Annotated in this window: 22 protein-coding genes; 15 read left to right on the top strand and 7 right to left on the bottom strand. The window is 42.3% G+C overall.

Annotation, left to right across the window (positions count from 1 at the left end):
* Positions 1-17: 17 nt before the first annotated feature.
* Positions 18-1,415, top strand: a complete 1,398-nt coding sequence (locus DQX04_RS05805) for a lasso peptide biosynthesis B2 protein (protein WP_165831951.1) — start codon at positions 18-20, stop codon at positions 1,413-1,415.
* Here DQX04_RS05805 and DQX04_RS05800 read toward each other — a convergent pair.
* A complete protein-coding gene (locus tag DQX04_RS05800) occupies positions 1,398-2,405 on the bottom strand; it encodes a hypothetical protein (RefSeq protein WP_126266343.1) in 1,008 nt (335 codons plus the stop codon). The two genes, DQX04_RS05805 and DQX04_RS05800, sit on opposite strands and share 18 nt — an antisense overlap.
* A gap of 336 nt (positions 2,406-2,741) precedes the next feature.
* Between DQX04_RS05800 and DQX04_RS05795 the strand changes: the two genes are divergently transcribed.
* On the top strand, positions 2,742-3,461 hold the full coding sequence (locus DQX04_RS05795; protein WP_165831950.1) for a hypothetical protein: 720 nt from the start codon (positions 2,742-2,744) through the stop codon (positions 3,459-3,461).
* 25 nt (positions 3,462-3,486) lie between these two features.
* Here the strand turns inward: DQX04_RS05795 and DQX04_RS05790 are convergent, their stop codons facing one another.
* The 6 genes from DQX04_RS05790 to DQX04_RS05765 form a co-directional block, all read right to left on the bottom strand.
* Positions 3,487-4,023, bottom strand: coding sequence for a phage tail protein (locus DQX04_RS05790; protein ID WP_111914961.1), 537 nt, complete (start codon positions 4,021-4,023; stop codon positions 3,487-3,489).
* Complete coding sequence (locus DQX04_RS05785; protein ID WP_111914960.1) at positions 4,023-4,556, bottom strand: phage tail protein; 534 nt, start codon at positions 4,554-4,556, stop codon at positions 4,023-4,025. Before DQX04_RS05785 ends, DQX04_RS05790 begins: the two co-directional genes overlap by 1 nt.
* Before the next feature lie 3 nt (positions 4,557-4,559).
* A complete protein-coding gene (locus tag DQX04_RS05780; RefSeq protein ID WP_111914959.1) occupies positions 4,560-5,072 on the bottom strand; it encodes a phage tail protein in 513 nt (170 codons plus the stop codon).
* Between the two features lie 130 nt (positions 5,073-5,202).
* The gene (locus DQX04_RS05775; RefSeq protein WP_111914958.1) at positions 5,203-6,267 is read right to left on the bottom strand and encodes a phage tail protein; all 1,065 of its coding nucleotides are present in this window, start codon (positions 6,265-6,267) and stop codon (positions 5,203-5,205) included.
* A complete protein-coding gene (locus DQX04_RS05770; RefSeq protein WP_111914957.1) occupies positions 6,260-6,766 on the bottom strand; it encodes a phage tail protein in 507 nt (168 codons plus the stop codon). Before DQX04_RS05770 ends, DQX04_RS05775 begins: the two co-directional genes overlap by 8 nt.
* Before the next feature lie 161 nt (positions 6,767-6,927).
* Positions 6,928-8,373: an MBL fold metallo-hydrolase RNA specificity domain-containing protein gene (locus DQX04_RS05765; RefSeq protein WP_111914956.1), complete on the bottom strand. Its 1,446-nt coding sequence runs from the start codon at positions 8,371-8,373 to the stop codon at positions 6,928-6,930.
* A 333-nt stretch (positions 8,374-8,706) separates the two neighbouring features.
* Here DQX04_RS05765 and rfaH point away from each other — a divergent pair, with 333 nt between their 5' ends.
* The 13 genes from rfaH (at position 8,707) to DQX04_RS05700 (ending at position 21,367) form a co-directional block, all read left to right on the top strand.
* Positions 8,707-9,201: a transcription/translation regulatory transformer protein RfaH gene (gene rfaH / locus DQX04_RS05760; RefSeq protein ID WP_111914955.1), complete on the top strand. Its 495-nt coding sequence runs from the start codon at positions 8,707-8,709 to the stop codon at positions 9,199-9,201.
* A 277-nt stretch (positions 9,202-9,478) separates the two neighbouring features.
* On the top strand, positions 9,479-10,405 hold the full coding sequence (locus tag DQX04_RS05755) for a Wzz/FepE/Etk N-terminal domain-containing protein (RefSeq protein ID WP_111914954.1): 927 nt from the start codon (positions 9,479-9,481) through the stop codon (positions 10,403-10,405).
* Positions 10,406-10,411: 6 nt separating this feature from the next.
* The gene (gene wecB / locus DQX04_RS05750) at positions 10,412-11,533 is read left to right on the top strand and encodes a non-hydrolyzing UDP-N-acetylglucosamine 2-epimerase (RefSeq protein WP_111914953.1); all 1,122 of its coding nucleotides are present in this window, start codon (positions 10,412-10,414) and stop codon (positions 11,531-11,533) included.
* Between the two features lie 3 nt (positions 11,534-11,536).
* Positions 11,537-12,802: a UDP-N-acetyl-D-mannosamine dehydrogenase gene (gene wecC, locus DQX04_RS05745; RefSeq protein ID WP_111914952.1), complete on the top strand. Its 1,266-nt coding sequence runs from the start codon at positions 11,537-11,539 to the stop codon at positions 12,800-12,802.
* A complete protein-coding gene (locus tag DQX04_RS05740) occupies positions 12,799-13,989 on the top strand; it encodes a UDP-N-acetylglucosamine 4,6-dehydratase (protein ID WP_111914951.1) in 1,191 nt (396 codons plus the stop codon). The genes wecC and DQX04_RS05740 overlap by 4 nt, the downstream gene beginning before the upstream one ends.
* A gap of 8 nt (positions 13,990-13,997) precedes the next feature.
* On the top strand, positions 13,998-15,143 hold the full coding sequence (locus tag DQX04_RS05735; protein ID WP_111914950.1) for a LegC family aminotransferase: 1,146 nt from the start codon (positions 13,998-14,000) through the stop codon (positions 15,141-15,143).
* Positions 15,140-16,306: a UDP-N-acetylglucosamine 2-epimerase gene (neuC, locus tag DQX04_RS05730; RefSeq protein ID WP_111914949.1), complete on the top strand. Its 1,167-nt coding sequence runs from the start codon at positions 15,140-15,142 to the stop codon at positions 16,304-16,306. Before DQX04_RS05735 ends, neuC begins: the two co-directional genes overlap by 4 nt.
* Positions 16,303-17,196 (top strand): formyltransferase family protein, encoded by an 894-nt coding sequence (locus tag DQX04_RS05725; protein ID WP_111914948.1) that lies wholly within the window; start codon positions 16,303-16,305, stop codon positions 17,194-17,196. The genes neuC and DQX04_RS05725 overlap by 4 nt, the downstream gene beginning before the upstream one ends.
* Positions 17,193-17,861 (top strand): PIG-L deacetylase family protein, encoded by a 669-nt coding sequence (locus DQX04_RS05720; protein WP_111914947.1) that lies wholly within the window; start codon positions 17,193-17,195, stop codon positions 17,859-17,861. The genes DQX04_RS05725 and DQX04_RS05720 overlap by 4 nt, the downstream gene beginning before the upstream one ends.
* Positions 17,858-18,934, top strand: a complete 1,077-nt coding sequence (gene neuB, locus DQX04_RS05715; RefSeq protein ID WP_111914946.1) for an N-acetylneuraminate synthase — start codon at positions 17,858-17,860, stop codon at positions 18,932-18,934. Before DQX04_RS05720 ends, neuB begins: the two co-directional genes overlap by 4 nt.
* Positions 18,927-19,559, top strand: a complete 633-nt coding sequence (locus DQX04_RS05710; RefSeq protein WP_207801089.1) for an acetyltransferase — start codon at positions 18,927-18,929, stop codon at positions 19,557-19,559. Before neuB ends, DQX04_RS05710 begins: the two co-directional genes overlap by 8 nt.
* 12 nt (positions 19,560-19,571) lie before the next feature.
* A complete protein-coding gene (locus DQX04_RS05705; RefSeq protein ID WP_111914945.1) occupies positions 19,572-20,624 on the top strand; it encodes a nucleotidyltransferase family protein in 1,053 nt (350 codons plus the stop codon).
* Positions 20,625-20,680: 56 nt separating this feature from the next.
* Positions 20,681-21,367, top strand: coding sequence for a cytidylyltransferase domain-containing protein (locus tag DQX04_RS05700; protein ID WP_111915647.1), 687 nt, complete (start codon positions 20,681-20,683; stop codon positions 21,365-21,367).
* Positions 21,368-21,707 lie beyond the last annotated feature (340 nt).

The following is a 21,707-nucleotide window of genomic DNA, read 5'->3' as shown; positions in this document are numbered from 1 at the left end:
CGATTTTGCGATATTGCGTGGCCAGTTTTTATTGGAGTCGCAAGGTTCGGAATCAAAGTAAAGTTGTTATTAAAGGTTTTGGTGAGCCTACAAAGTCTTGTGCGCTTCATAGTCCTATTTCTAATGAACAACTCAAGCAAGCTAAGTTACTTGCGAAAGACATCAAAACCGTTGCTAAATTCTACCCTTGGCGTTTTGTCTGTATTGAGCAAGTTTCACTGCTTGCGCATTTGCTGAGAAAGCACGATATCGATTATCAAGTGTCTTTGGGCGTCGTTAAAACTGAAACGGGTGGTATGCACGCTCATGCTTGGTTGTTGGTGGGAAACCAAATTATTCTTGGTGAAGACGACGTTTATAATTTTACAGTGGTGGAAACTTTTGCTTGGTTTTCCCGAAAGCGCCGCTCTGCAATGAGTAAAATGTTAAACCAATCTATTGCGACAGGAACCGTTCCGGTTCTAGATTTCGCGGACTATGCACCGTACTTAGAGTCTTACCTGATCCACCATCGTCTGTTTCCGTTGGCTCACAATGTAGAAGCTTTTCCTCGTTTACAAAAAATGATGAATAACTTTGTTTATCGGAAAAAAATTCAGCGGATAACAGAGCAAGAAATTAAAACAAAATTAGATGCGAAAGGTATACCGTATCGGTTCTTTAAAGGCAGTGCCATTGAACAAAAGCTGTATAGCTATAGTATGCTAAGAACGAGTAAAGACATTGATATTCTTATACCGAAGTCTGACATAGTTCGATTCGCAGAACTTTTAAGTCAGTCGGATTGGACGTTTGACTCGTTCGCACACAAAGGTATCAAAACGCCTGAAGCTTACATTAAACGATTTAAAGACATTCCAATGCGCAGTAACAATGGTGTTCAAGTTGAACTTCATCATCAGTTCACACACTTTCCAAGTCGTTTAGATACCGCGTATAAAGAGCTGCTTTGGACTGATTGGAATAACCAAGAACTTCATAGTGTTGAGCTTTGTTACTTTTGCTACCACGCATTAGCCATGGGTTCTCGCAGACACAAATGGTTATATGACTTACATTTATATTTCTCTCAATGGCTTTCTCTAGACGACACTGGTGCAGTAGTTTTAAAAAAAGCAAAAGAGTTAGACTGTGTTATACCTGTAATTGTGTGTTGGGCTCTGTGTAACCGCAATTTAGGTACAAAAATCCCAGCTCAAATTCTCACGCGGGCAGACCGCAGTTGGACAGCTCAGCGGCTCATTAAAACCGTAGAAAAACACGCGACCTATTTAACGGCAACCAAGCTGACAAAACCGTTAATGTTTGAAGGGCGGTTGTTTAATTTATTGTGTTACCAATCAAGGTGGAAACGCACACAATACGCAGCATCAATTGCTATGAGCATTCTTCGTTACTCACGCAAGCTTTTGTAGTCTTGTTATTTGTTCTTGGTAAAGTATTAAGCGCTCTTCGTTAAACCACGGTTGGCGTGTAAGTATTTGAAATGGAGCAGGGTCCCAACTACCGTTTCCCTCCAGGAGTAGAATTTCCTCAGACCAGCCGATATCCCAGCCTATGGTAAACATAGAAGGAAATATTTGGTGCGCTTGGTTCACCATGTGCTGAATACAGTTCCACTCTAGCTCGTAAATTTTCCCTTCCAATTCAAAAGTTCCATTGGAAATGTGTTGCCGGTAGTGTTTGCCATCAACTTTTATATCAATAAACGCACCAACAACCACTGCAGTAAAAGCATCGTTATTTTTTGAGTGGTATTGTTTGGCTGTAATAACACGAATAACAGGTAATCGTTCCGCTTGAATACCATCTCCTGTTTGACTTACGAATTTTCCAGACCGCAGTAGAGGTTGTGAAATAAAGTTTAAGGGCTCTTCAAAAACTTCAGACTGATGAACAGCAGGAGAATTAGAAAATTCCGCAAATAAGTAATCTGGCTTGTCGTTACGCGTGAAATAACAGTTCTCGCCTCTAGCTCCACTGTTAGGTTTTATAAATAACCCAGGTTGCCATTGAAAGCTTTCTGAGTGAACGGCTTCGGTGGGTACGGTGTTAATGCCTTTTGCCTTTAGCTCTTTGGAAAAATTGAGTTTGTCTTGTAATAGTCTATTTTCTGGCAGGTAGTTTGGACGGTTAAATTGCCGGTGAAGTTCAGGAACTTGTCCAGGTGCAAGGAACCTTGCCCATTCACTTGGTTTGTGCTCCCAGAGTTTAAATAAAAAATAGGCGAAAGGACTAAAGCCCATTGCGGTTAATTCTCTAAGGTCATTAGTCGTGTTTGCTTCTACAGGGAAGCGTTGCCGTATTTTGGGGTTATGCAGTATGGACTTGATTTGCCACCAACGAAAGCATGCTCCCCACATTACAAATTGTATGTGTGTCCAATAAGGAGCTCTGCTACGCACAAACTTGTGTAGCTCTATGATTGAATTGTCGGTTTGCTGATTAGGCTTTAAATACCGACCTGCTTTAAACTTATTTGCAATATTCAGAGCTTCTTCCTAGGATTAGTGCTTACTTATTGATATAAATATTACCCTATAACTAAATTGTGTTACAAAACTAGCGCGAAACGAGAGATCGAAATGGACAATAAAGTGACAAAGGAGCATCAGGAAGCCAGCATTCCAAAAGCTCAGTGGCAGACACCTAAAGTTGATAGTCTGAAAACAGAGGCAACCGAAGGGAAGTTATTTAATTTCGGAATAGAGACTTCTCCAAGCTGGGGACCGTCTTAATTTGTGGGTAACGTGCTTTATTTAATAGTTGCTGACCCAAGAACAGGATCGTCGCTGTTAATGCAAACCCTGAATCTATTGGGTGTTTCTTTTTATGGCGAAAAGTATCGTGACGACCTTTCAATTGAAATGAACCCAAAAGGGTATTACGAGTCTCGACATATTCTTTTTCACGGATTAACTCAGGATGTATTGAGCGATTTACACCAGCAAGCCGAGACTAACTCTGTCGCAGTTAAAATATCTCTTCGTGGTTTGTTGAAGTCTGAAAATTATATAGACTGGAGCATGCTTAACCGAAGTAACACAGTGTTTTTAGTTCCTATCCGCCACCCACTCGAGTCGGCAATTTCCAACCTCAATTTTTTTTCAAATCAATCTAAGAAGTTTCAATTTTTCAAAATAACACGAAGTTTGAAAAAGTTCGTGGACTCACATCAAGCGCTTGAGTACCAATTAAAAGAGAGAAAAATACAAAAAATTATTGGAGTACCTTATGATTTGGCAATTGATGATCCGGAAGCCTATGTTTCTTATATCACTAAGGCCCTAAATCTTAAGGTTTCGAAGGAACAACTTAAAAATGCTACAGGCAATATAACACCGAACTTATATCGATTTCGGAGTGAGCAATTCCCCGACAAAGAAAAAAAGTGGAGTATTGAACTAGGCGCAGAGCAAGCATATGAAAGGTTAACCAAACAGCTTGTTTTGGAATACTAGAGCCCGAAAGTGGGCTCTATTTCATTTAGTTCCAACTAGGATATTCTCCTTCAACACAAATGTAATAACAGAGCGCTAAACAGGGTTGTATATTGTCGTGAGGTTGACTTTCAAAAGTAGAGGAAATAGTTCTTTTATTTAATCTCTGAAGTTTCTCTAGGGGGACAGGAGGTTTTTTGAAGTCTATTGCGCCTTGCACGTTGGTTAGGAGCATATTGTGTGGATCAGACGTCTCCCCAGGCTCTTCACTGATTTTCCATGCATGACTGTGTTGAGGTAGTTGGTTGCTAAATAATGTAACCTGCGACTCTCCAATAGCTTCTCCTAGTCCGATGTTCCTTATCCCCGGCCCGTTACCCTGTCCAATAACCGCTCGGTTGACTAAGTTTGGAACCCGGAAGCTATCGTCGTTCGAACCCCAACCGTATGTCTTGCCAATAATTGAAAATAATGCGGAGTATGTTTGAGCTGAGAGTTCTCTACCGTCACAAAGAACCCAATTTTCAGGTTCGTCTTCGTAAGGTAGTGCTTTAATTTCTCCTACAAAACTATATGGGTCCATTATGAATCTCCTTCTGGTGGTCGAGGGGGGTAGGTGCCTTCTGTCGCAATGATAAAATTAAGTCCTAGTGAAGGCATCATATTGTTGTGTATGTCGCCGACTCCTGCTGTTGAGACTGACTCAGCACCCAATGTTACGTCATTTTGTGCGTTGCTAGGTCGATAGCCATTGTTGGCTCCAACACCGAAGGCCGCGCCTTTGGGAGTGCTTATAGTACTTTCACTGTCAGAAACGTACATCGTATGGGTATGCTTGGGCATTTCTGCTTCCGTTAGTGAAACACCTTCTTGCCCGTAATACTCTCCTAAAGAGAACTCTTTCTCTCCTGCGTTGGCGCCGGTTGAGACAGGCGTTCGTCCCCTCAAGTCTGGCAATTTGAAAGTGTGTTTACCGTCACCGCCAAAAGTAGTGCCTAAAACTGAGTAGAGCGCTTGGAAACTAAAAATGGGTAGTTCTTGCCCGTGACAAAGCATCCAATTCTTAGGCGTTAGCGAACCACTCCATAGCCTAATTTCACCTAATACTTGTTCCATCGTTTAGCTCCTTATTCTTGGTGGTAACGTACCGTCAAATGCAATGCAGTACACCAAGCCTAATGAGGGTTGAATATTCTCATGAGACTCATTGCCGCCAGTCTGCTCAAGAGCGGCTTCGTTTAATGCTATGTCTGGCGTAGCTTCAGCGTAGATACCTGCGTTCGGTCCGCTGGATTCAGCCCAGAGACTGCCTTCTTGTGGAATCGGTGTATCTGCTTCTTCTGCTGCAGCTTGTGCATAGTGATTGTGAGTGGGTAATTGGGATGAGTTCAGCGTTACTCTAGAAGTGCCTTGTGAGAGGCCATTTTCTTCGGGCTTGCTAGCGCCAATTATGCACCTACCGTTTAGGTTGGGGAGTGCAAATCGTGCGGAATCGTAACCAAACTGGTCACCAATAACTGAATGTAATTTGGGGAATTCATTTTTATGAAGGAAGTCTCCATTACATTTCAGCCATCCTTTCGGTATAAAGGAATAAGGGAAAAGTTTAATTTCCCCAATATAATTCTCCATAGTGTTTAGTCCTTTTTGTAGATTATTTAATCAGCTCGTTGGCTGAACTTATTGGTATAGACAGGGGGTGGTTAAAAATCAAATTGTAGCGGAGTCCTTTTACTTAGAACTCCACTAGAAACTTGATGGGTCATTGGCTAGGGAAAAGACCGTTGGTACAAATGCAGTAGACGAATCCCACTACAGGTTGCCTATTTTCATGAGCTTCGGAGCTTCCACTAGTAGCAAGTATGTTTGAGTTCATGTTAACGGTATTGTTGAGGTTAGGAGACGTGTCAAACTCAACGGCTCCTCTAATATTAGCCAATAGTCCATTTTGTGGAGGACTCGTTTCAGTTCCTGGTACATTAGCCATCATCCACCAGTGATCATGCGACGGCATTTCTTCGACCTCAAGTGTGCATTCGTTTTCGCCTAGACTTTCAGCAAAAGCACGTTCTGTTAGGTTGGGGCCTTGGCCATAGCCTATCGCTGCGCAATGAATAAGATTTGGTAGGTTAAAATTATCGCCACTACCACCGAATTTATGGCCTAAAAGGTTGAATAACCATCCGTACTCGCTGTTACTCACTGAGCTTCCGTCACATACAAGCCATCCTTTAGGTATTTGGTTGAATGGAAACGCCTGTATTTCACCCATAAACGCAAGACTTTGACCGATAGGAGGCGCATTTTCTGGGTATAAACCCTGAAGAGAAATAATGTAGTTTAAGGCGACAGACTTCATCATATTATTGTGTGCTTTTCCTTCACCACTTTGAGCAACTGCTGCTGACGAAAGCTGAACAATTTGGTTTGATGAACCCGAAATGAAGCCGCCTAACTGAGCTGCACCTATGGAGCGACCTGCGGGATCGTTACTGTCGCCTTGAGTAGTACTCATCATGAGACTATGGTCATGGATAGGCATCTGCTCCTTGGTCAAAGTAACGCTCTCTTCACCGAGAAGTTGTCCCAAGTTTATTTGCGGTTGGTTATTGGAAGGTTTTTGTACGCATATAGGTACTCGACCACGTAAATCAGGGACAGCAAAGGATGTTGTGCCGTCACCACCGTATGTAGTTTTAATCAATGAAAATAAAGCTGTATTCTGATTCAAAGGTAATAGCGAGCCATCACACCTTTGCCACCAATTGGGAATGATATCCCATGCGACAAGTCGAATTTCTCCTAAGTAAGAATCTGGGTTACTCATTTGGCATCTCTCCTTGTGCGCATATACAAAACTGTAAACCTAGGCTTGGTTGTATATTGTTATGGGGTCTATCGTTGCCAGAAGTGCCGATACTCATAAAGTTCAATGCGACACCGGGAGTAGACTCCGTATAGATCTCAGCAGCAGGTCCCGCTGTAGTTGCAAACAATGATTTTTCAGCCTGGGCGGGGCTGTTGGCAGCAGCTCCTGACGCTACTGGTGTGTGCGTATGCTGGGGCATTTGTGCAGGTGTCAAAGTAACTTCACTGGCTCCAACTTTAACTCCAATCTCAGCGGGGGAAGACACTCCGTATAACGCACATCCTTGCAAATCAGGGACAGCAAAGTTACTACCGGTGCCGCCATATTTGTTTCCTATGACTTTAAATAAACTAGGATATTTAGATTGCTCGTAAACAGAGCCGTCACACGCTAACCAATCTGGTGGAATAATCGTATAGGGAAGGAGGCGAATGGCTCCAACATAGTTTGCGTACATAAGTTGTCCTTTTTATGGTTGTTTTTGAACTAAGTTATAAAAACATAGTGTTATAAATCATTTAGAGCAATCTACTCTTAAAGCATAGGCCGGATTACCAGACCTATGCAGCGAAATAGAACTGTGGAGACGGGCTGAAGCCAGTCCCCGAAGCCTTTTACCTAAGGTATACAGACTTCATAACCTGACTCGCGTAGCTTTTCAGCGAGCGCAGACTTCGCTCCAGAGTCCCCATGCACCAATCGAATCTGCCCAATATGTTCTGCAGTTTGCACAAACTCAATAAGCTCTTGTTGGTCAGCATGTGCCGAATAGCCACCCAACGTATGAATACCTGCCTTGATCCAAACCTTTTCATGGTCCAGCTCAACGTAACCACAACGCGGTCCATACTTTTGAATATCCCGCCCCGGCGTTCCTTGAGCTTGATAACCTACAAAAAGAACATCGGTGCGAGAATCCGGAAGTAGCGCTTTAAGGTAATTCAGCATTCGCCCGCCTGTACACATGCCACTAGCCGCAATGACAATACACGGATCACCACTTTGCTGAAGGTAATGCACAATGCGCTGATGCTCATCATGTGAATCAATTACATGTAAGCGCTCGAAGTCTAATGGGTGCCGATTCACTGAAACGCGATGTTTAGACTCTTGGTCCCACAGCGACTTCATCACTTTGTATTTCTCTGTGAATTTAGCAGCCATAGGGGAGTCGAGAATGACCAGAATGTCTTTCCAGTCCGGATTATTCTGGCGTTCATGGAACAAAATATCTTCTAATTCGTAGAGCAACTCTTGGGTTCGGCCAATGCTAAATGCTGGAATAAGGACCGTACCGCGGTCGCGCATACACTTCTCAACCACAGACTGCAACCGCTCCTGCCGCTCAGCACGGTTCTCATGATTCTTATCACCATAAGTACTCTCAAGCACCAAAACATCCGCTCGCTCCAACGGCGCCGGATCCGGCAACAACGGCGAGTTTTTGCAGCCTAAATCCCCAGAGAACACCACCCGGGGACTGGCTTCAGCCTGTCCCCTTTTGTCGGATTCTTGGGACAGGCTGAAGCCAGTCCCTGAAGTAGGCATTGATGTTGAACCAATACCTACCTCAACAAAAGCCGACCCCAGTATATGCCCAGCTTGCCGAAACCGAATCGAAACATCCAAGGCGTCAATCCGCTGCCAAACATCAAACTCAACAGGAACCAGTAACCGCTCTATTACGCCCAAAACGCCTTCAATTAAGCCACGATCTCGGGTTAAACCAACTTTCAAGGCATCCTCGATAACCATGGGCAATAGGTGAGCTGTAGCCTGAGTACAGTAAATAGGCTTGCGAAACCCAGCCATTAACAACCAAGGCAAACGACCTACATGGTCAATATGACAATGCGTAATGACCAAAGCATCGATATGGTTTATGGGAAAGTCGACTTCTTGATGATTTGCGGAACCGCGGTTGTGGTGAGAGCTTCCGGATGTTTCAGCACCTTGGAATAGACCGATGTCGACAATTAAAGACCGACCGTGGGGAAATTTAAGTTCGTGGCAAGAGCCGGTTACGCCTTCGCGGGCACCGTGGTGGATGAATTGTACGTCCATGTTTTATTCCTTTTGTGCCGATTCGTTTTGTTTCGTTAAATCATTGAAGTATTTACGTTAAAAACTACTCATACAGGGGTAGCACAAAAAATATACAGCGACAAATATATCCTTTAACATTTTTTTCGAATTTATTTGCTTTCTTTAAACACGACCACTTCATTTCAAGCCATGAATAACGTAGAATTGGTGGGCTCGATTGGGTCAGTTTAGAGAGTTGAGTGAACAAAAAAACTCCTAAGTTCCTGATAATAAAAAAGTGTGGCCCAAATGCTTGTTATTAGTGAGGGGGCGGCCGTAATACGGCATGCCTGAAGAGGGATATTTCGCAGTATGTCAGCCTGGTATTTATTGCACTGCAAGGCAAGGCAGGAAGCCCGCGCAAAATTGAATATCGAAAACCAAGGTATTAATACCTGTTTTCCGCAAATTTCAGTTCAAAAAATTCGCCGTGGTAAACGTACTACAGTGAACGAGCCCCTGTTTCCGAATTACCTATTCATTCAAGTCGATCAAGACCAAGCAAATTTTAATGCACTACGAAGTACCCGTGGTGTAAGCGGCTTTGTTCGCTTTGGCGGTGTACCCGCGGAAGTGCCAGATCAGGTTATGCAGCAGCTTATCGAGTTAGAAGCCAGCGAAGAACTAAGTAACTTTTCTTCGCAGTTCGAAGCAGGCTCACGTGTGCAAGTAGAAGAGGGCCCATTTGCAGGGCTACAAGCTGTTTACCAATTAGCTAAAGGCGAAGAGCGCTGTTTAGTGTTGTTAGACATGCTAGGCAAGCAACAAAGAATTGAAATTGAAGAGCGCGTATTAAGAGCGCTGTAATTTATAGAATGGACCGCTGCGCGGTCTGTAAGAAATGGGGACTGGCTTCAGCCTCGCCCCAAAAGCTTAAGAAAATACAGAAAGAACAAAAAGGCACATTGGGAGCCACAACCCACGGGCGGAAGCGTGCCTGAAGGTATAGAGTACAAAAAAATTAAGTGGGACGGCTCGCTGTGCGGTTTGCCGAAAAGATTAAAATTCAAATAACAATCAAAATTGGGACTGGTCTTCAGCCTGTCCCCATGAAGCCGAATAATCAAACAAAGCGAATAACCTCATGACAGAACAACAAAATCAACAACAGCAACGCTACGAGGACGAAATAGATCTCAAAGAGCTATTTATAGCATTGTGGAAAGGTAAATGGATAATCATCGCGGTTACGTTTGTATTTGCCGTTGGCTCCGTTATGTACGCAATCAACCAGCCTAATATTTATCGTTCTGAAGCCCTATTGGCTCCAGTTGAGGATAGTGGTGGTATGAATATTCCTGGTCAGCTTGGTGGGTTAGCTGCTTTGGCTGGGGTCAATCTTGGTGGTAGCGGTGGCGGGAAAGTAGCGCTTGCACTTGAAGTTTTAAAATCAAGGGAGTTTCTTGGTAGGTTTATCGAAAAGTACGACCTCAAAGCACCAATTATGGCAGCTGAAAATTGGAACCGTGGGAATAACACTCTTGTTTTTGATGGAGAAGTTTATAACCCAGAAACAAACGAATGGGTTCGTGAAGCTCCTGCTGGTAGACAAAAGGAACCTTCTTTAATCGAAGTCTATGAAGAGCTTTCAAAGTTATTATCGGTGAGTCAAGACACACAAACTGGAATGGTGAAAATTAGCATAGAGCACTATTCCCCTTACCTCGCTAAAAATTGGGTGGAGCTCTTGGTAAATGAAATAAATGAGGAAATGCGAAATCGTGAAATGACTGAGGCTTCGAATAGCATTCAATATTTGGAATCTCAACTTTCAGCAACGAATCTAGCTGAGGCTCAATCGATGCTTTTCTCATTGATTGAAGAGCAAACCAAAACATTGATGTTAGCTAATGTCCGTCCTGAGTACATTCTGAGAACACTCGATCCTGCTATTGTTCCGGAGTTGAAAGCTAAGCCTTCGCGAGCGTTTATCTGTATTTTAGGTATAATGCTCGGGGGCATGCTTTCCTGTTTGTATGTTCTCATTAGATATTTCCAGAAAAAAGATTAATAACCAATGAAAGTATTAAGTGTATTTGGTACGCGTCCCGAAGCGATTAAGATGGCACCTTTGGTAAAGGAACTTACCGCCGACTCACGCTTCGATGCTCGTGTATGTGTAACTGCGCAGCACCGAGAGATGTTAGATCAAGTTCTTGAGTTATTTGAGATAGAACCCGACTACGATTTAGATATCATGAGTCCTGGTCAGAACTTGACGCAGGTGACAACTAGAATTCTTGAAGGGCTCGATAAAGTCCTTGACGATTTTGCACCTGATGTAGTTCTTGTTCACGGGGACACTGCAACCACACTCTCTGCTTCTCTTGCCGCCTTTTATAAACAAGTAAAAGTAGGACATGTTGAGGCAGGACTAAGAACTGGAAACATATATAGCCCATGGCCGGAAGAGGGAAATCGTAAGCTGGCAGGAGCTTTGGCAAATTTTCATTTCGCGCCTACAGAAACATCCAAGAGGAACTTGCTTGATGAAAAGGTGCCAGAAGCCAACGTAGTCGTCACAGGCAACACTGTTATTGACGCTTTATTTCTTGTTAGAGATAAAATTGAGAAAGATTTAGACATTAAAGCTCAATTAACATCTACTTATTCGTTTTTGGATGATGCAAAAAAAACTATCCTTGTGACGGGCCACAGAAGAGAAAGCTTCGGTTGTGGCTTTGAGAGAATTTGTCAAGCATTACGAGAAATTGCAATTGAACACGACAATCTTCAAATTGTTTACCCAGTGCATTTAAACCCTAGAGTTCAGGAGCCAGTTAACAGACTCTTGAGTGGATTAGATAATGTGCACTTAATCGAGCCACAGGATTATCTCCCATTTATTTACCTTATGAACCGTGCGGACATTATTTTAACTGATTCAGGTGGGATACAAGAAGAAGCTCCCTCAGTAGGTAAGCCTGTTTTAGTCATGAGAGACTCTACTGAAAGGCCTGAAGCCGTTGAGGCTGGCACAGTTAAATTGGTAGGTACAAGCGTCGAGAAAATAACATTTGAAGTTAGAAGCCTTCTTTTATCAAAAGAGTCTTATGACAGAATGAGTCGAGCGCACAATCCATACGGGGATGGGAATGCCTGTTCTAGAATTTTAGATTTTTTAGCGAAGGCTAAGTAAAATATGAATTTTGAGAAAGTAAGTGTTATCGGGCTGGGATATATAGGTTTACCGACAGCGGCAGTGTTCGCTTCTCATGGACTGACCGTGGTAGGAATTGACGTAAACGAAAAGGCCGTAAACACGATTAATGAAGGAAAAATACACATTGTGGAGCCGGATTTAGATTCGGCAGTGTTTAATGCTGTAAAAAAAGGAACGCTTAAGGCGTCGCTTACCCCTGAGCCTGCGGATGCTTTTATCTTTGCAGTGCCCACCCCCTTTAAAGGCGGTAATCACCAACCTGATTTAAGTTATATTCAATCTGCAAGTGAAGCGATTGCACCTGTGCTTGAAAAAGGTAATCTCGTTATTTTAGAGTCGACGTCACCTGTGGGAGCCACCGAACAAATGGCCGAGTGGTTAGCGAAAGCTCGACCTGATCTGACTTTTCCACAATCACATGGCGAAGACTCCGATATTAGAATTGCACACTGTCCTGAACGCGTATTGCCTGGTCACGTGATGAGAGAATTAATTGAAAATGATCGAGTCGTAGGAGGTATGACCCCTAAATGCTCTCAATTCTCGGTCGCGCTATACAAAACCTTTGTGAAAGGTGAGTGTGTTGTAACAAATGCACGTACAGCGGAGATGGCAAAGCTTACTGAGAATAGCTTCAGAGACGTCAACATTGCATTTGCAAACGAACTATCAATTATTTGCGATGAACTGAGTATCGACGTTTGGGAGTTAATAGCGCTCGCTAATCGCCACCCTAGAGTAAACATATTGCAACCTGGTCCTGGTGTTGGTGGTCATTGTATCGCAGTAGACCCTTGGTTTATCGTGAGTAAGACGCCAGAGCGAGCTCGCTTAATTAGAACTGCTCGTGAAGTGAATGACAGCAAGCCTGATTGGGTAATCGAAAAAGTCAAAATTGCAATGACGGACTTTTTACAAGCCAACCCAGACAAAAACATTAAAGATGTAGTAATCGCTTGCTACGGAATTTCTTTCAAGCCTGACATTGATGATTTGAGAGAAAGTCCAGCCCTTAATATTTGTGAAAAGGTTTCTGAAGCTCATTCGGGGAGAGTTTTGATTGTGGAACCAAATATAACTGATCTTCCAAGCTCACTTGAGAAATGCGAGTTAGTTGATTATAGCGTTGCTCAATCAACAGCAAATATTCATCTATTATTGGTTGACCATAGGGAATTTAAGAGCAGTGAACAACCACATGAGGGGCTCGCTATTGATACAAAAGGTATTTGGGGTAAAGAATGAACAATGTACTGGAACTAATCGGTAGAGAATCCACTTTATTTGAGGAAGATATAGAGAGCAGTGAGCGTGAACTAACCCAAATCGTTGGCCAGTCATCGTTTCTGGTTCTTGGTGGTGCTGGTTCAATAGGTCAAGCAGTCACGAAAGAAATATTCAAACGTAACCCGCGTAAACTTCATGTTGTTGATATTAGCGAAAACAATATGGTGGAGCTTGTTAGGGATATTAGAAGTTCGCTTGGTTATATCAATGGGGACTTTAAAACATTTGCACTGGACATAGGATCTGTCGAATACGATGCGTTCATCAATGCTGACGGAAAATATGACTACGTATTAAACTTGTCTGCACTGAAGCATGTTCGGAGTGAAAAGGATCCGTTCACTTTAATGCGAATGATAGATGTGAATGTTTTTAATACTGACAAAACCATTGGGCAAGCAATTGAGAAAGGAACAAAAAAATATTTCTGCGTTTCAACTGATAAAGCTGCGAACCCAGTCAATATGATGGGAGCATCTAAGAGAATTATGGAAATGTTTCTTATGCGTAGAAGTGAGGAAATAGAGATATCTACTGCTCGTTTTGCGAATGTCGCATTTTCAGATGGTTCTCTTTTACATGGTTTTAATCAACGGATTCAGAAGCGCCAACCAATTGTCGCGCCGAACGATATCAAGCGCTATTTTGTCACTCCCCAGGAATCTGGTGAACTGTGTTTAATGTCATGCATATTCGGTGAGAACAGAGATATTTTCTTTCCTAAATTAAGCGAGGCCCTTCATCTGATTACCTTCGCTGAAATTGCTACAAAATACGTCCAGCAATTAGGATATGAACCATATCTTTGTACAGATGAAAATGAAGCTCGAGAACTAGTTAAAACTCTTCCAGAGGAAGGTAAATGGCCTTGTTTATTTACTTCCAGTGATACAACTGGTGAAAAGGACTTTGAGGAGTTTTTCACTGAAAAAGAGGTTCTTGATATGGTGCGCTTTAATAATCTCGGAGTGATCAAGAACGATGCCGTGTACGAATCTGAGCTTCTTGAGTTTTTTGAATGTGAAATCACTGAGTTGAAAATGCAGCGAGCATGGCTAAAAGACGATTTAGTGAAGCTATTTCACAGAATGATTCCGGAATTTGGTCACAAAGAAACGGGGAAATACCTTGATAGTAAGATGTAAGGTCTAACATGACGGAACGATTGATAGAATTCATACGCGATTTATACAAAACAAAAGAGTTCATTCCTCTTCATGCGCCCACGTTTGCTGGAAATGAAATGAGGTATGTGAGTGACACGATTGAAAGTACTTTTGTTTCTAGCGTTGGTAAGTATGTCGATGACTTCGAAAGAAAGATTGAATCTTTTACGGGCTCACCAAAAGCAGTCGCTATAGTTAACGGAACCGCAGCATTGCATACATCCCTATATATGGCGGGTGTTAAGTCTGGGGATTATGTTATTACACAAGCACTCACGTTTGTCGCTACATGCAATGCGCTTCATCATATGGGTGCGGAACCGATTTTTGTGGATGTTTCTAAAGTAAGCTTGTCACTATGTCCAAAAGCTCTGGATGAGTTTTTAACAGAGAATGCTATTCGCGATGAAGATGGTTGTTTTTTCAAGTCTGATCGCAGACGAATAAGCGCTGTTGTTCCAATGCACACCTTTGGTCACCCGGCAGAGTTAGATGAGCTTGTAGTAGTCTGTGATAAATGGAATATCACATTAGTGGAAGATGCAGCAGAGAGTCTGGGCTCTTTCTATAAAGGAAAGCACACGGGGACGATTGGAGATTTCGGTGCATTGTCATTCAATGGTAACAAGATTATTACTACCGGTGGCGGGGGTATGGTTCTTTGTAAGGACTTGGAGCAAGGAAAAAGAACAAAACATGTGACGACTACTGCTAAGGTTCCGCATCCATACGAGTTCCTCCATGACGAACCTGGATTTAATTATAGGTTGCCTAATTTGAATGCGGCACTAGGGTGCGCGCAGATGGAGAGATTAGAGTTATTTTTGGCTGAAAAAAGAGCACTTGCTCAACATTATAAAGAGTTCTTTGCAGACGGGAATTACCACTTCGTTGAAGAGCCAAGTTATGGAGTTTCAAATTATTGGCTGAATGCCATAGTTTGTGAGAGTGAAGAAGAACGTGATAATTTACTTCTCAATACCAACGAACAAGGGGTAATGACTCGTCCAATATGGAAGCTCATGCATCGACTTCCTATGTTCGCTAGTGCGCATACTGACGACCTGATTAACTCGCTATATTTTGAACAGAGACTAGTGAATTTGCCAAGCTCACCTAGAGGGTTTGTATGAGAAAAATAGCTGTTTTTACAGGAACCAGAGCTGAATATGGCCTGTTATACTGGATCATGAGAGAGATACAAGAATCTATTTCGTTAGAACTTCAACTGTATGTAGGGGGTATGCATCTGTCTCAAGAGTTTGGATATACAATCGACCAAATCAGACTGGATGGTTTTAGTATAACCGAAGAACTGAATTTTTTGTTATCGTCTGACACTCCAGTAGGTGTGGCTAAGTCCATGGCTCTGGCAACTATTAACGCGAGCGAAGTACTCGAACGGCACAAGCCGGATGTACTCGTTGTTTTAGGTGATAGATTTGAAGCCTTAGCTGTAGCTCAGGCGGCTATGCTGTCTCGTATTCCAATAGCACATATTCATGGTGGTGAAACCACTGAAGGGCTTATTGATGAAGCTGTTCGTCATTCTTTGACTAAAATGGCACATCTTCACTTTGCAGCAACTGAAACTTATCGAAAGCGAATAATTCAACTAGGGGAACAACCTAGGCGAGTATTTAATGTCGGTGCACCTGGAATCGATAACATTGTCAAGATGAACCTTTTGGATGTTGATGACTTATCCAGTTCATTAGATTTTGACTTGACAAAAGACTACTTTATGGTTACCTACCATCCGGTAACTCTAGCCGATGACGGAGAGTCCCAAGCTCTTGCTAATTTATTGGAATGCTTGACACTATTCCCCGATTATAAATGTGTGATTTCATACCCGAACGCTGATCCAAATGGTCGCCGCATTATTTCCATGCTTGAGAGGTTTCGGGATGAGAACTCCGATAGAGTCTATTTAGCGCGGTCGCTTGGGCAACTGAGATATTTGAGCTTGTTGAAAGGATGTAGTGCAGTAATTGGAAATTCATCTAGCGGATTAATTGAGGCTCCCACTTTTAACGTCCCCACGGTTGATATAGGGGAAAGGCAAGCAGGTCGGATTGCTGGTAAAACTGTGATCAAATGTGAAGAAGATAGAGAGTCAATTTCTACAGCTATAAAACTTGCACTTTCAAAGGAGTTTATTGAGGAGTGTAAGTTACAAAGCAACCCTTATGGGGGGGGAGGGAGTTCGAGTTCTATTGTCCATGTGCTTGCGAATGAGAATCTCGATGGGATTCTTCAAAAGAAATTCTATGATTTGGGGAATGATGCATGAAACAGGTTGGTTTCATAGGCTGTGTTGAATCTAGTTGGCTGGCACTTTCTACATTAATGGCGATGGACGGTATTGAAGTTGTTGCTGTCGTAACAAGAAGTAACTCCTCATTTAATGCAGATTTCAAAGATTTGACTCCTATTTGCCGGTCAAACAATATCCCTTTTATTTGTGTTGATGAAAGCGATCAATCTCCGGAGACCTTTTTGAAGCGATTTGAACTTGATTTGATTTATTGTATTGGGTGGAGTGAAATCTTAAGGTCTTCTATATTGAATCTTCCTAAGGATGGCGTTATCGGCTTTCATCCAGCGAAACTCCCAAGGAATCGTGGTCGCCACCCGATAATATGGGCATTAGCTCTTGGGCTTAAAGAAACCGCGTCGACTTTTTTTCTTATGGATGAAGGTGCTGACTCGGGGCCTATTATTAATCAAAGAAATATAGTAATAGAAGATAAGGACTGCGCTGGAAGCCTGTATAAAAAAATTCTTAACATCTCGCAACGACAGATAGCAGAACTTACAGAGGAATATCTGAACACTTCTCAGTTCTCTGTAATAAAGCAAGATTCATCGGTTGCAAACTATTGGCGTAAGCGTTCAAGGACAGATGGAATTATTGACTGGCGGATGCCAGCTAAAGCAATTCACGATCTGATAAGAGCGTTAGCAGCACCTTACCCGAATGCAGAATTTATTTTTAAAGAGACCTACGTAAAAGTTTCAAAAAGTTGGTTGGAGAATAAGCCTGCGCCAAGAAACATAGAGCCCGGTAAGGTGGTAGAACATAATAGCGATAGAATCCTTATAAAATGTGGTGGTGAATCCAGTATTTGGATAAGAGTTAATGAAGCCTCTCCAGTGCCGAAAGTTGGAGAATATTTATGAAAAAATTATTGGTCGTTGCTCCTCATGCCGATGATGAAACACTTGGCTGCGGAGGCACATTGCTTAAGTATGCCTCTATGGGGTATGAATTGCATTGGCTTATAGTCACTCAGGTAAAAGAAGAGTTTGGATTTTCGAAGGATAGGGTGAAGACCCGAAGAGATGAAATTAATAAGATATCGGTGCAGTATCCCTTTTCATCAGTGCATGAGCTAGGATATGAACCTGCAGGGCTAGATAAAGTGACTATGGGGCACCTAATTACCTCAATCTCAAATATAATAAAGGAACTAGAGCCCGAACAGGTGTTGACCGCATATCGAAATGATGCCCATAGTGATCATGAAATCGTATACGATGCGGTGATGTCGGCAACGAAGTCATTCCGATATCCTTTTGTGAAACGGATATTAGCTTATGAAACAATCTCGGAAACAGATTTTGGTATGAAACCAGAAGATGGTGGATTTAAACCGAATGTGTTTGTCGATATTAGTGAGCATATCAACAAGAAACTTGAGATTCTTACAATTTTTGAATCGGAGATAGCGGATTTTCCGTTTCCAAGAAGTTTGATTGCCTTAGAATCTCTTGCTCGCGTGCGAGGTGCGCAATCGAATAGCCTTGCGGCGGAAGCTTTCATGCTGATTAAGGAAATTATATGAAAACATTAATAATCGCTGAAGCGGGAGTAAACCATAACGGCCAAGAGGATCTTGCGTTTAGGCTCGTTGATAAAGCTTTTGAGGCGGGCGCTGACATAGTTAAGTTTCAAACATTTAAAGCTGCTAATATAGCTACCGCACAAGCCTCTCAGGCCAGTTATCAAACCGCGAATACAGGTAAGAAAGAGTCCCAGCTCGAAATGCTCAAGCGATTAGAATTGAGTTACGATGCTCATCATAAGTTGATCAAATATTGTAATGAATTGGGTATTGAATTCCTATCTACTGCATTTGACAGTGAGAGCCTTTCTTTTTTGGTAGATGTACTGGGCCTTAAACGCTTAAAAATACCTTCAGGTGAAATCACTAACGCTCCACTAGTTTTGGAACACGCGAGAACAGGTTGCGATTTAATTGTTTCAACTGGTATGGCTACTTTGGCTGACATTGAAGCCGTGCTTGGGGTTATAGCTTTCGGCTACACAGCCAAGAGGGACACTAACCCATCAATAGATGCTTTTCGAGCAGCTTATTTTTCCGATGAGGGTAAAGCAGCACTTAGACAAAAAGTTACCATATTACATTGTACCTCAGAATATCCAGCACCATTGAATGATATTAATCTTCGGGGGATGGATACTATCGGCGCCGCTTTTGGTTTGACGGTTGGTTACTCTGATCATAGTGAAGGTATCGTTGTTCCCCTAGCTGCAGTGGCTCGAGGAGCTAGATTAATTGAAAAGCACTTCACCGTGGATAAGAATCTAGAAGGACCAGACCATAGAGCGTCACTTGACCCTGAAGAACTCAAGTCGATGGTGCAAGGTGTTCGGGCTGTAGAGCTAGCTTTAGGTGATGGTATCAAAGGACCAAGGCCTTCAGAAATCATCAATATGAACTCCGTAAGAAAAAGTATTGTCGCGAGTCAGGATATACGTGCTGGTGAATTATTCTCTGCACAAAATATCTTGATAAAAAGGCCAGGTAACGGTATGAGCCCATATGACTACTGGACAATTCAGGAAAAGCAAGCTTCAACCGATTATAAGTCTGGGGAGTTGATTAGTGAGTAAACCTGTATTAGTGCTTGGAGCAGGGGGGCATGCTACCGTATTGATAGATATCCTTCGACAGCTTGATAAGACTATTTTGGGTGTAGTTGCAAGAGATAAACCTGAAGCAAAAACAGTATTTGAAGGTATCCCTTGCTACGAATCGGATGATGCAGTGCTTGGTTTTGATAAAGAACAAATCTACCTTGTTAATGCTATTGGTTCGATGCCAGGTAATTCGTTGAGAAAAAAAATACAGCAGCACTTTCGTCAGCATGGCTATCGGTTTCTAACGGTTGTATCTCCTAAAGCAATGGTATCTGAATTTGCTCGTCTTGAAGAGGGGGCGCAAGTCATACACGGTGCAATTGTAAATGCTCATAGTCTTATTGGTGAAGGTACGATTGTTAATTCCGGAGCGATCATCGAACATGATTGTATGATTGGTAGGTACAACCATATAGCTCCGGGTGCTGTATTATGTGGTGGTGTAGTATCTGGAAATAACGTACACATAGGAACTGGAGCAAGTGTTATTCAATCAACATTAATTGGTGAGAACGTTATGGTCGGAGCCGGGTCAACTGTTGTTTCGGACTTATCCGATAATTCAAAGCATTATGTTGCTAAGCCATTTATTTGTTGAGGCAATATTGTTATGAGTTATAACTGGAAAAATATTTTGGTAGCACCTGAGGCTACAGTGCGTGAAGCTATGGATGTTATGGATTCAGAGGCCTTACGTTTAGTGCTGGTGACAGACGATAATTTAAACCTTCTCGGTGTGATTACTGATGGAGATATTAGGCGCGGTATACTAAAGAATTTGTCCTTGGAAGAGCAAGTATCAACAGTAATGCACAGAAAGCCCTTAACCGTTGCTCCTGGTACAAGCCGTAGAGAAACTGTGAAGATGATGCAAGAGCACAGCATTCTCGCGATTCCTATTGTTGAACGAGGTAGAGTTATAGGTCTTGAGACATGGCAACATAGAAATCTTCAAACGCATTATCAAAATCCTGTTTTCTTGATGGCTGGTGGTTTTGGCACAAGGTTGAGGCCTTTAACAGACAACTGCCCGAAGCCCCTGCTCAAAGTCGGTGAAAAGCCTATACTTGAAATTGTATTAGAAAGCTTTATTAAAGCTGGTTTTATTAATTTCTATATTTCAACCCACTATATGCCAGAAAAAATAAGAGAGTACTTTCAGGATGGCAGTAAATGGCGTATCAACATAACCTATGTGCATGAAGACGAACCTCTTGGTACCGGCGGGGCGTTAGGCTTACTTCCAGACGATATAGTCGATTTGCCAATGATTCTCATGAACGGAGACGTCTTAACAAACGTCGATTTTGAGAAATTACTAGAATTTCATAATAGCCATAATTCCTGCGCGACAATGTGTGTTCGAGAGTATGAATATCAAGTGCCTTTTGGTGTTATTAGTGGAGAGGGTAATCAGGTTACGTCAATGATTGAGAAGCCGATCCAGCGCCACTTTGTAAATGCAGGAATCTATGTTGTCAGTCCAAAGTTGAGAAAATCTGTAAAGGAAAATCAGCGACTTGATATGCCAACTTTGCTTGAACAAGCTATAAAGAGAAATGACAAGGTATTAATGTTTCCGATTCATGAATATTGGTTGGATATTGGTCGTGTAGAAGATTATAAACGTGCGCAAATCGATATCTTGAGTTTAGATCTTTGAAAGCGTAATTTTTGTTAGCAAAAAATCAAATCGCTGGCTTTTGGAACTCATTTAACATGAAGATTATTGCAATCATACCTGCGAGAGCTGGTTCAAAGCGTTTACCAGGTAAGAATACAAAAGTATTGGCTGGCAAACCTCTTATCAACTGGACTATAGATGCTGCGCTAGAGAGCAAATGCTGCGAATCTATTATTGTTTCAACTGATGATGAGGGAATTGCAGATATCGCTAAGAAAGCAGGAGCCTCGGTACCTTTCTTGAGGCCTGCTAATCTAGCATCAGACACAGCGACAAGTGTTGATGTGGTGTTACATGCAGTTAAATATTATGAGTCTATAAATGGAACGGTAGATGGTGTAATGCTACTACAACCAACGTCACCTTTCAGAACGCCACATTCTATCTGTGCTGCTGTAAATCTTTTTGCTAAACATAAAGGTAAAAAATCGGTAATCAGTGTCAGTAAAGCTGCAAGCAACCCATCTTGGTGTTTTTATTGTGAAGAAGATACTATGGTTCCCCTGATGGGGTGGGAGCACATAAATAAACGGTCACAGGACTATAACCAAGCCTGGGAGTTAAACGGATCAATATATATTTTAGCGCCAGAGAGTTTAAAAAGAGACCGCGCGTTTGTGACTGAAAGTAGCATTCCATTTTTTCAGTTGAGAAGTTCTGAGGCGATTGATATCGACACAGCAGAGGACTGGGCGTTAGCTGAGTATTTTATATCTGGGTAAAGCTGTTTTCTATTTGAATACGGCTAGTTTTCAGTGTATCTAACATGTATCTGCATGCCTGTTGCGGTAGACGAAAGTCGAACACCACTTCAGGTTGCAGGTATTACCTCTAAAGCACAAGTGTTCAATGACAATAAAATAATATCGGGTGTAAAGTGAAAACGTCTAACTTGGGCGGCGAGCTCTGTATAGGAGCAATCTTATAGCTGCGCATAAAAATCTCATGCTATTAAAGAGCATGAGAAGTGCCGCGTAATTGAACGTAAAGTTCAGAGGCCTAACACAACAGGTTGTTGTCAGCATTAATTGTTGGCGTCAATAACGACTATGATCAGCGTTC

Origin of the sequence: Aliidiomarina sp. B3213 (assembly GCF_003290085.1) — a bacterium.
Classification (GTDB): Bacteria; Pseudomonadota; Gammaproteobacteria; order Enterobacterales; family Alteromonadaceae; genus Aliidiomarina.
The sequence above is the reverse complement of the archived record's forward strand: the minus strand, read 5'-3'. Positions and strand labels throughout refer to the sequence as shown.

Bases quoted from the DNA above. Each gene is read 5' to 3' on its own strand.
- DQX04_RS05790 (WP_111914961.1), bottom strand. From the start codon at position 4,023: ATGGACCCATATAGTTTTGTAGGAGAAATTAAAGCACTACCTTACGAA.
- DQX04_RS05785 (WP_111914960.1), bottom strand. From the start codon at position 4,556: ATGGAACAAGTATTAGGTGAAATTAGGCTATGGAGTGGTTCGCTAACG.
- DQX04_RS05780 (WP_111914959.1), bottom strand. From the start codon at position 5,072: ATGGAGAATTATATTGGGGAAATTAAACTTTTCCCTTATTCCTTTATA.
- DQX04_RS05775 (WP_111914958.1), bottom strand. From the start codon at position 6,267: ATGAGTAACCCAGATTCTTACTTAGGAGAAATTCGACTTGTCGCATGG.
- DQX04_RS05770 (WP_111914957.1), bottom strand. From the start codon at position 6,766: ATGTACGCAAACTATGTTGGAGCCATTCGCCTCCTTCCCTATACGATT.
- DQX04_RS05765 (WP_111914956.1), bottom strand. From the start codon at position 8,373: ATGGACGTACAATTCATCCACCACGGTGCCCGCGAAGGCGTAACCGGC.
- rfaH (WP_111914955.1), top strand. From the start codon at position 8,707: ATGTCAGCCTGGTATTTATTGCACTGCAAGGCAAGGCAGGAAGCCCGC.
- DQX04_RS05755 (WP_111914954.1), top strand. From the start codon at position 9,479: ATGACAGAACAACAAAATCAACAACAGCAACGCTACGAGGACGAAATA.
- wecB (WP_111914953.1), top strand. From the start codon at position 10,412: ATGAAAGTATTAAGTGTATTTGGTACGCGTCCCGAAGCGATTAAGATG.
- wecC (WP_111914952.1), top strand. From the start codon at position 11,537: ATGAATTTTGAGAAAGTAAGTGTTATCGGGCTGGGATATATAGGTTTA.
- DQX04_RS05740 (WP_111914951.1), top strand. From the start codon at position 12,799: ATGAACAATGTACTGGAACTAATCGGTAGAGAATCCACTTTATTTGAG.
- DQX04_RS05735 (WP_111914950.1), top strand. From the start codon at position 13,998: ATGACGGAACGATTGATAGAATTCATACGCGATTTATACAAAACAAAA.
- neuC (WP_111914949.1), top strand. From the start codon at position 15,140: ATGAGAAAAATAGCTGTTTTTACAGGAACCAGAGCTGAATATGGCCTG.
- DQX04_RS05725 (WP_111914948.1), top strand. From the start codon at position 16,303: ATGAAACAGGTTGGTTTCATAGGCTGTGTTGAATCTAGTTGGCTGGCA.
- DQX04_RS05720 (WP_111914947.1), top strand. From the start codon at position 17,193: ATGAAAAAATTATTGGTCGTTGCTCCTCATGCCGATGATGAAACACTT.
- neuB (WP_111914946.1), top strand. From the start codon at position 17,858: ATGAAAACATTAATAATCGCTGAAGCGGGAGTAAACCATAACGGCCAA.
- DQX04_RS05705 (WP_111914945.1), top strand. From the start codon at position 19,572: ATGAGTTATAACTGGAAAAATATTTTGGTAGCACCTGAGGCTACAGTG.
- DQX04_RS05700 (WP_111915647.1), top strand. From the start codon at position 20,681: ATGAAGATTATTGCAATCATACCTGCGAGAGCTGGTTCAAAGCGTTTA.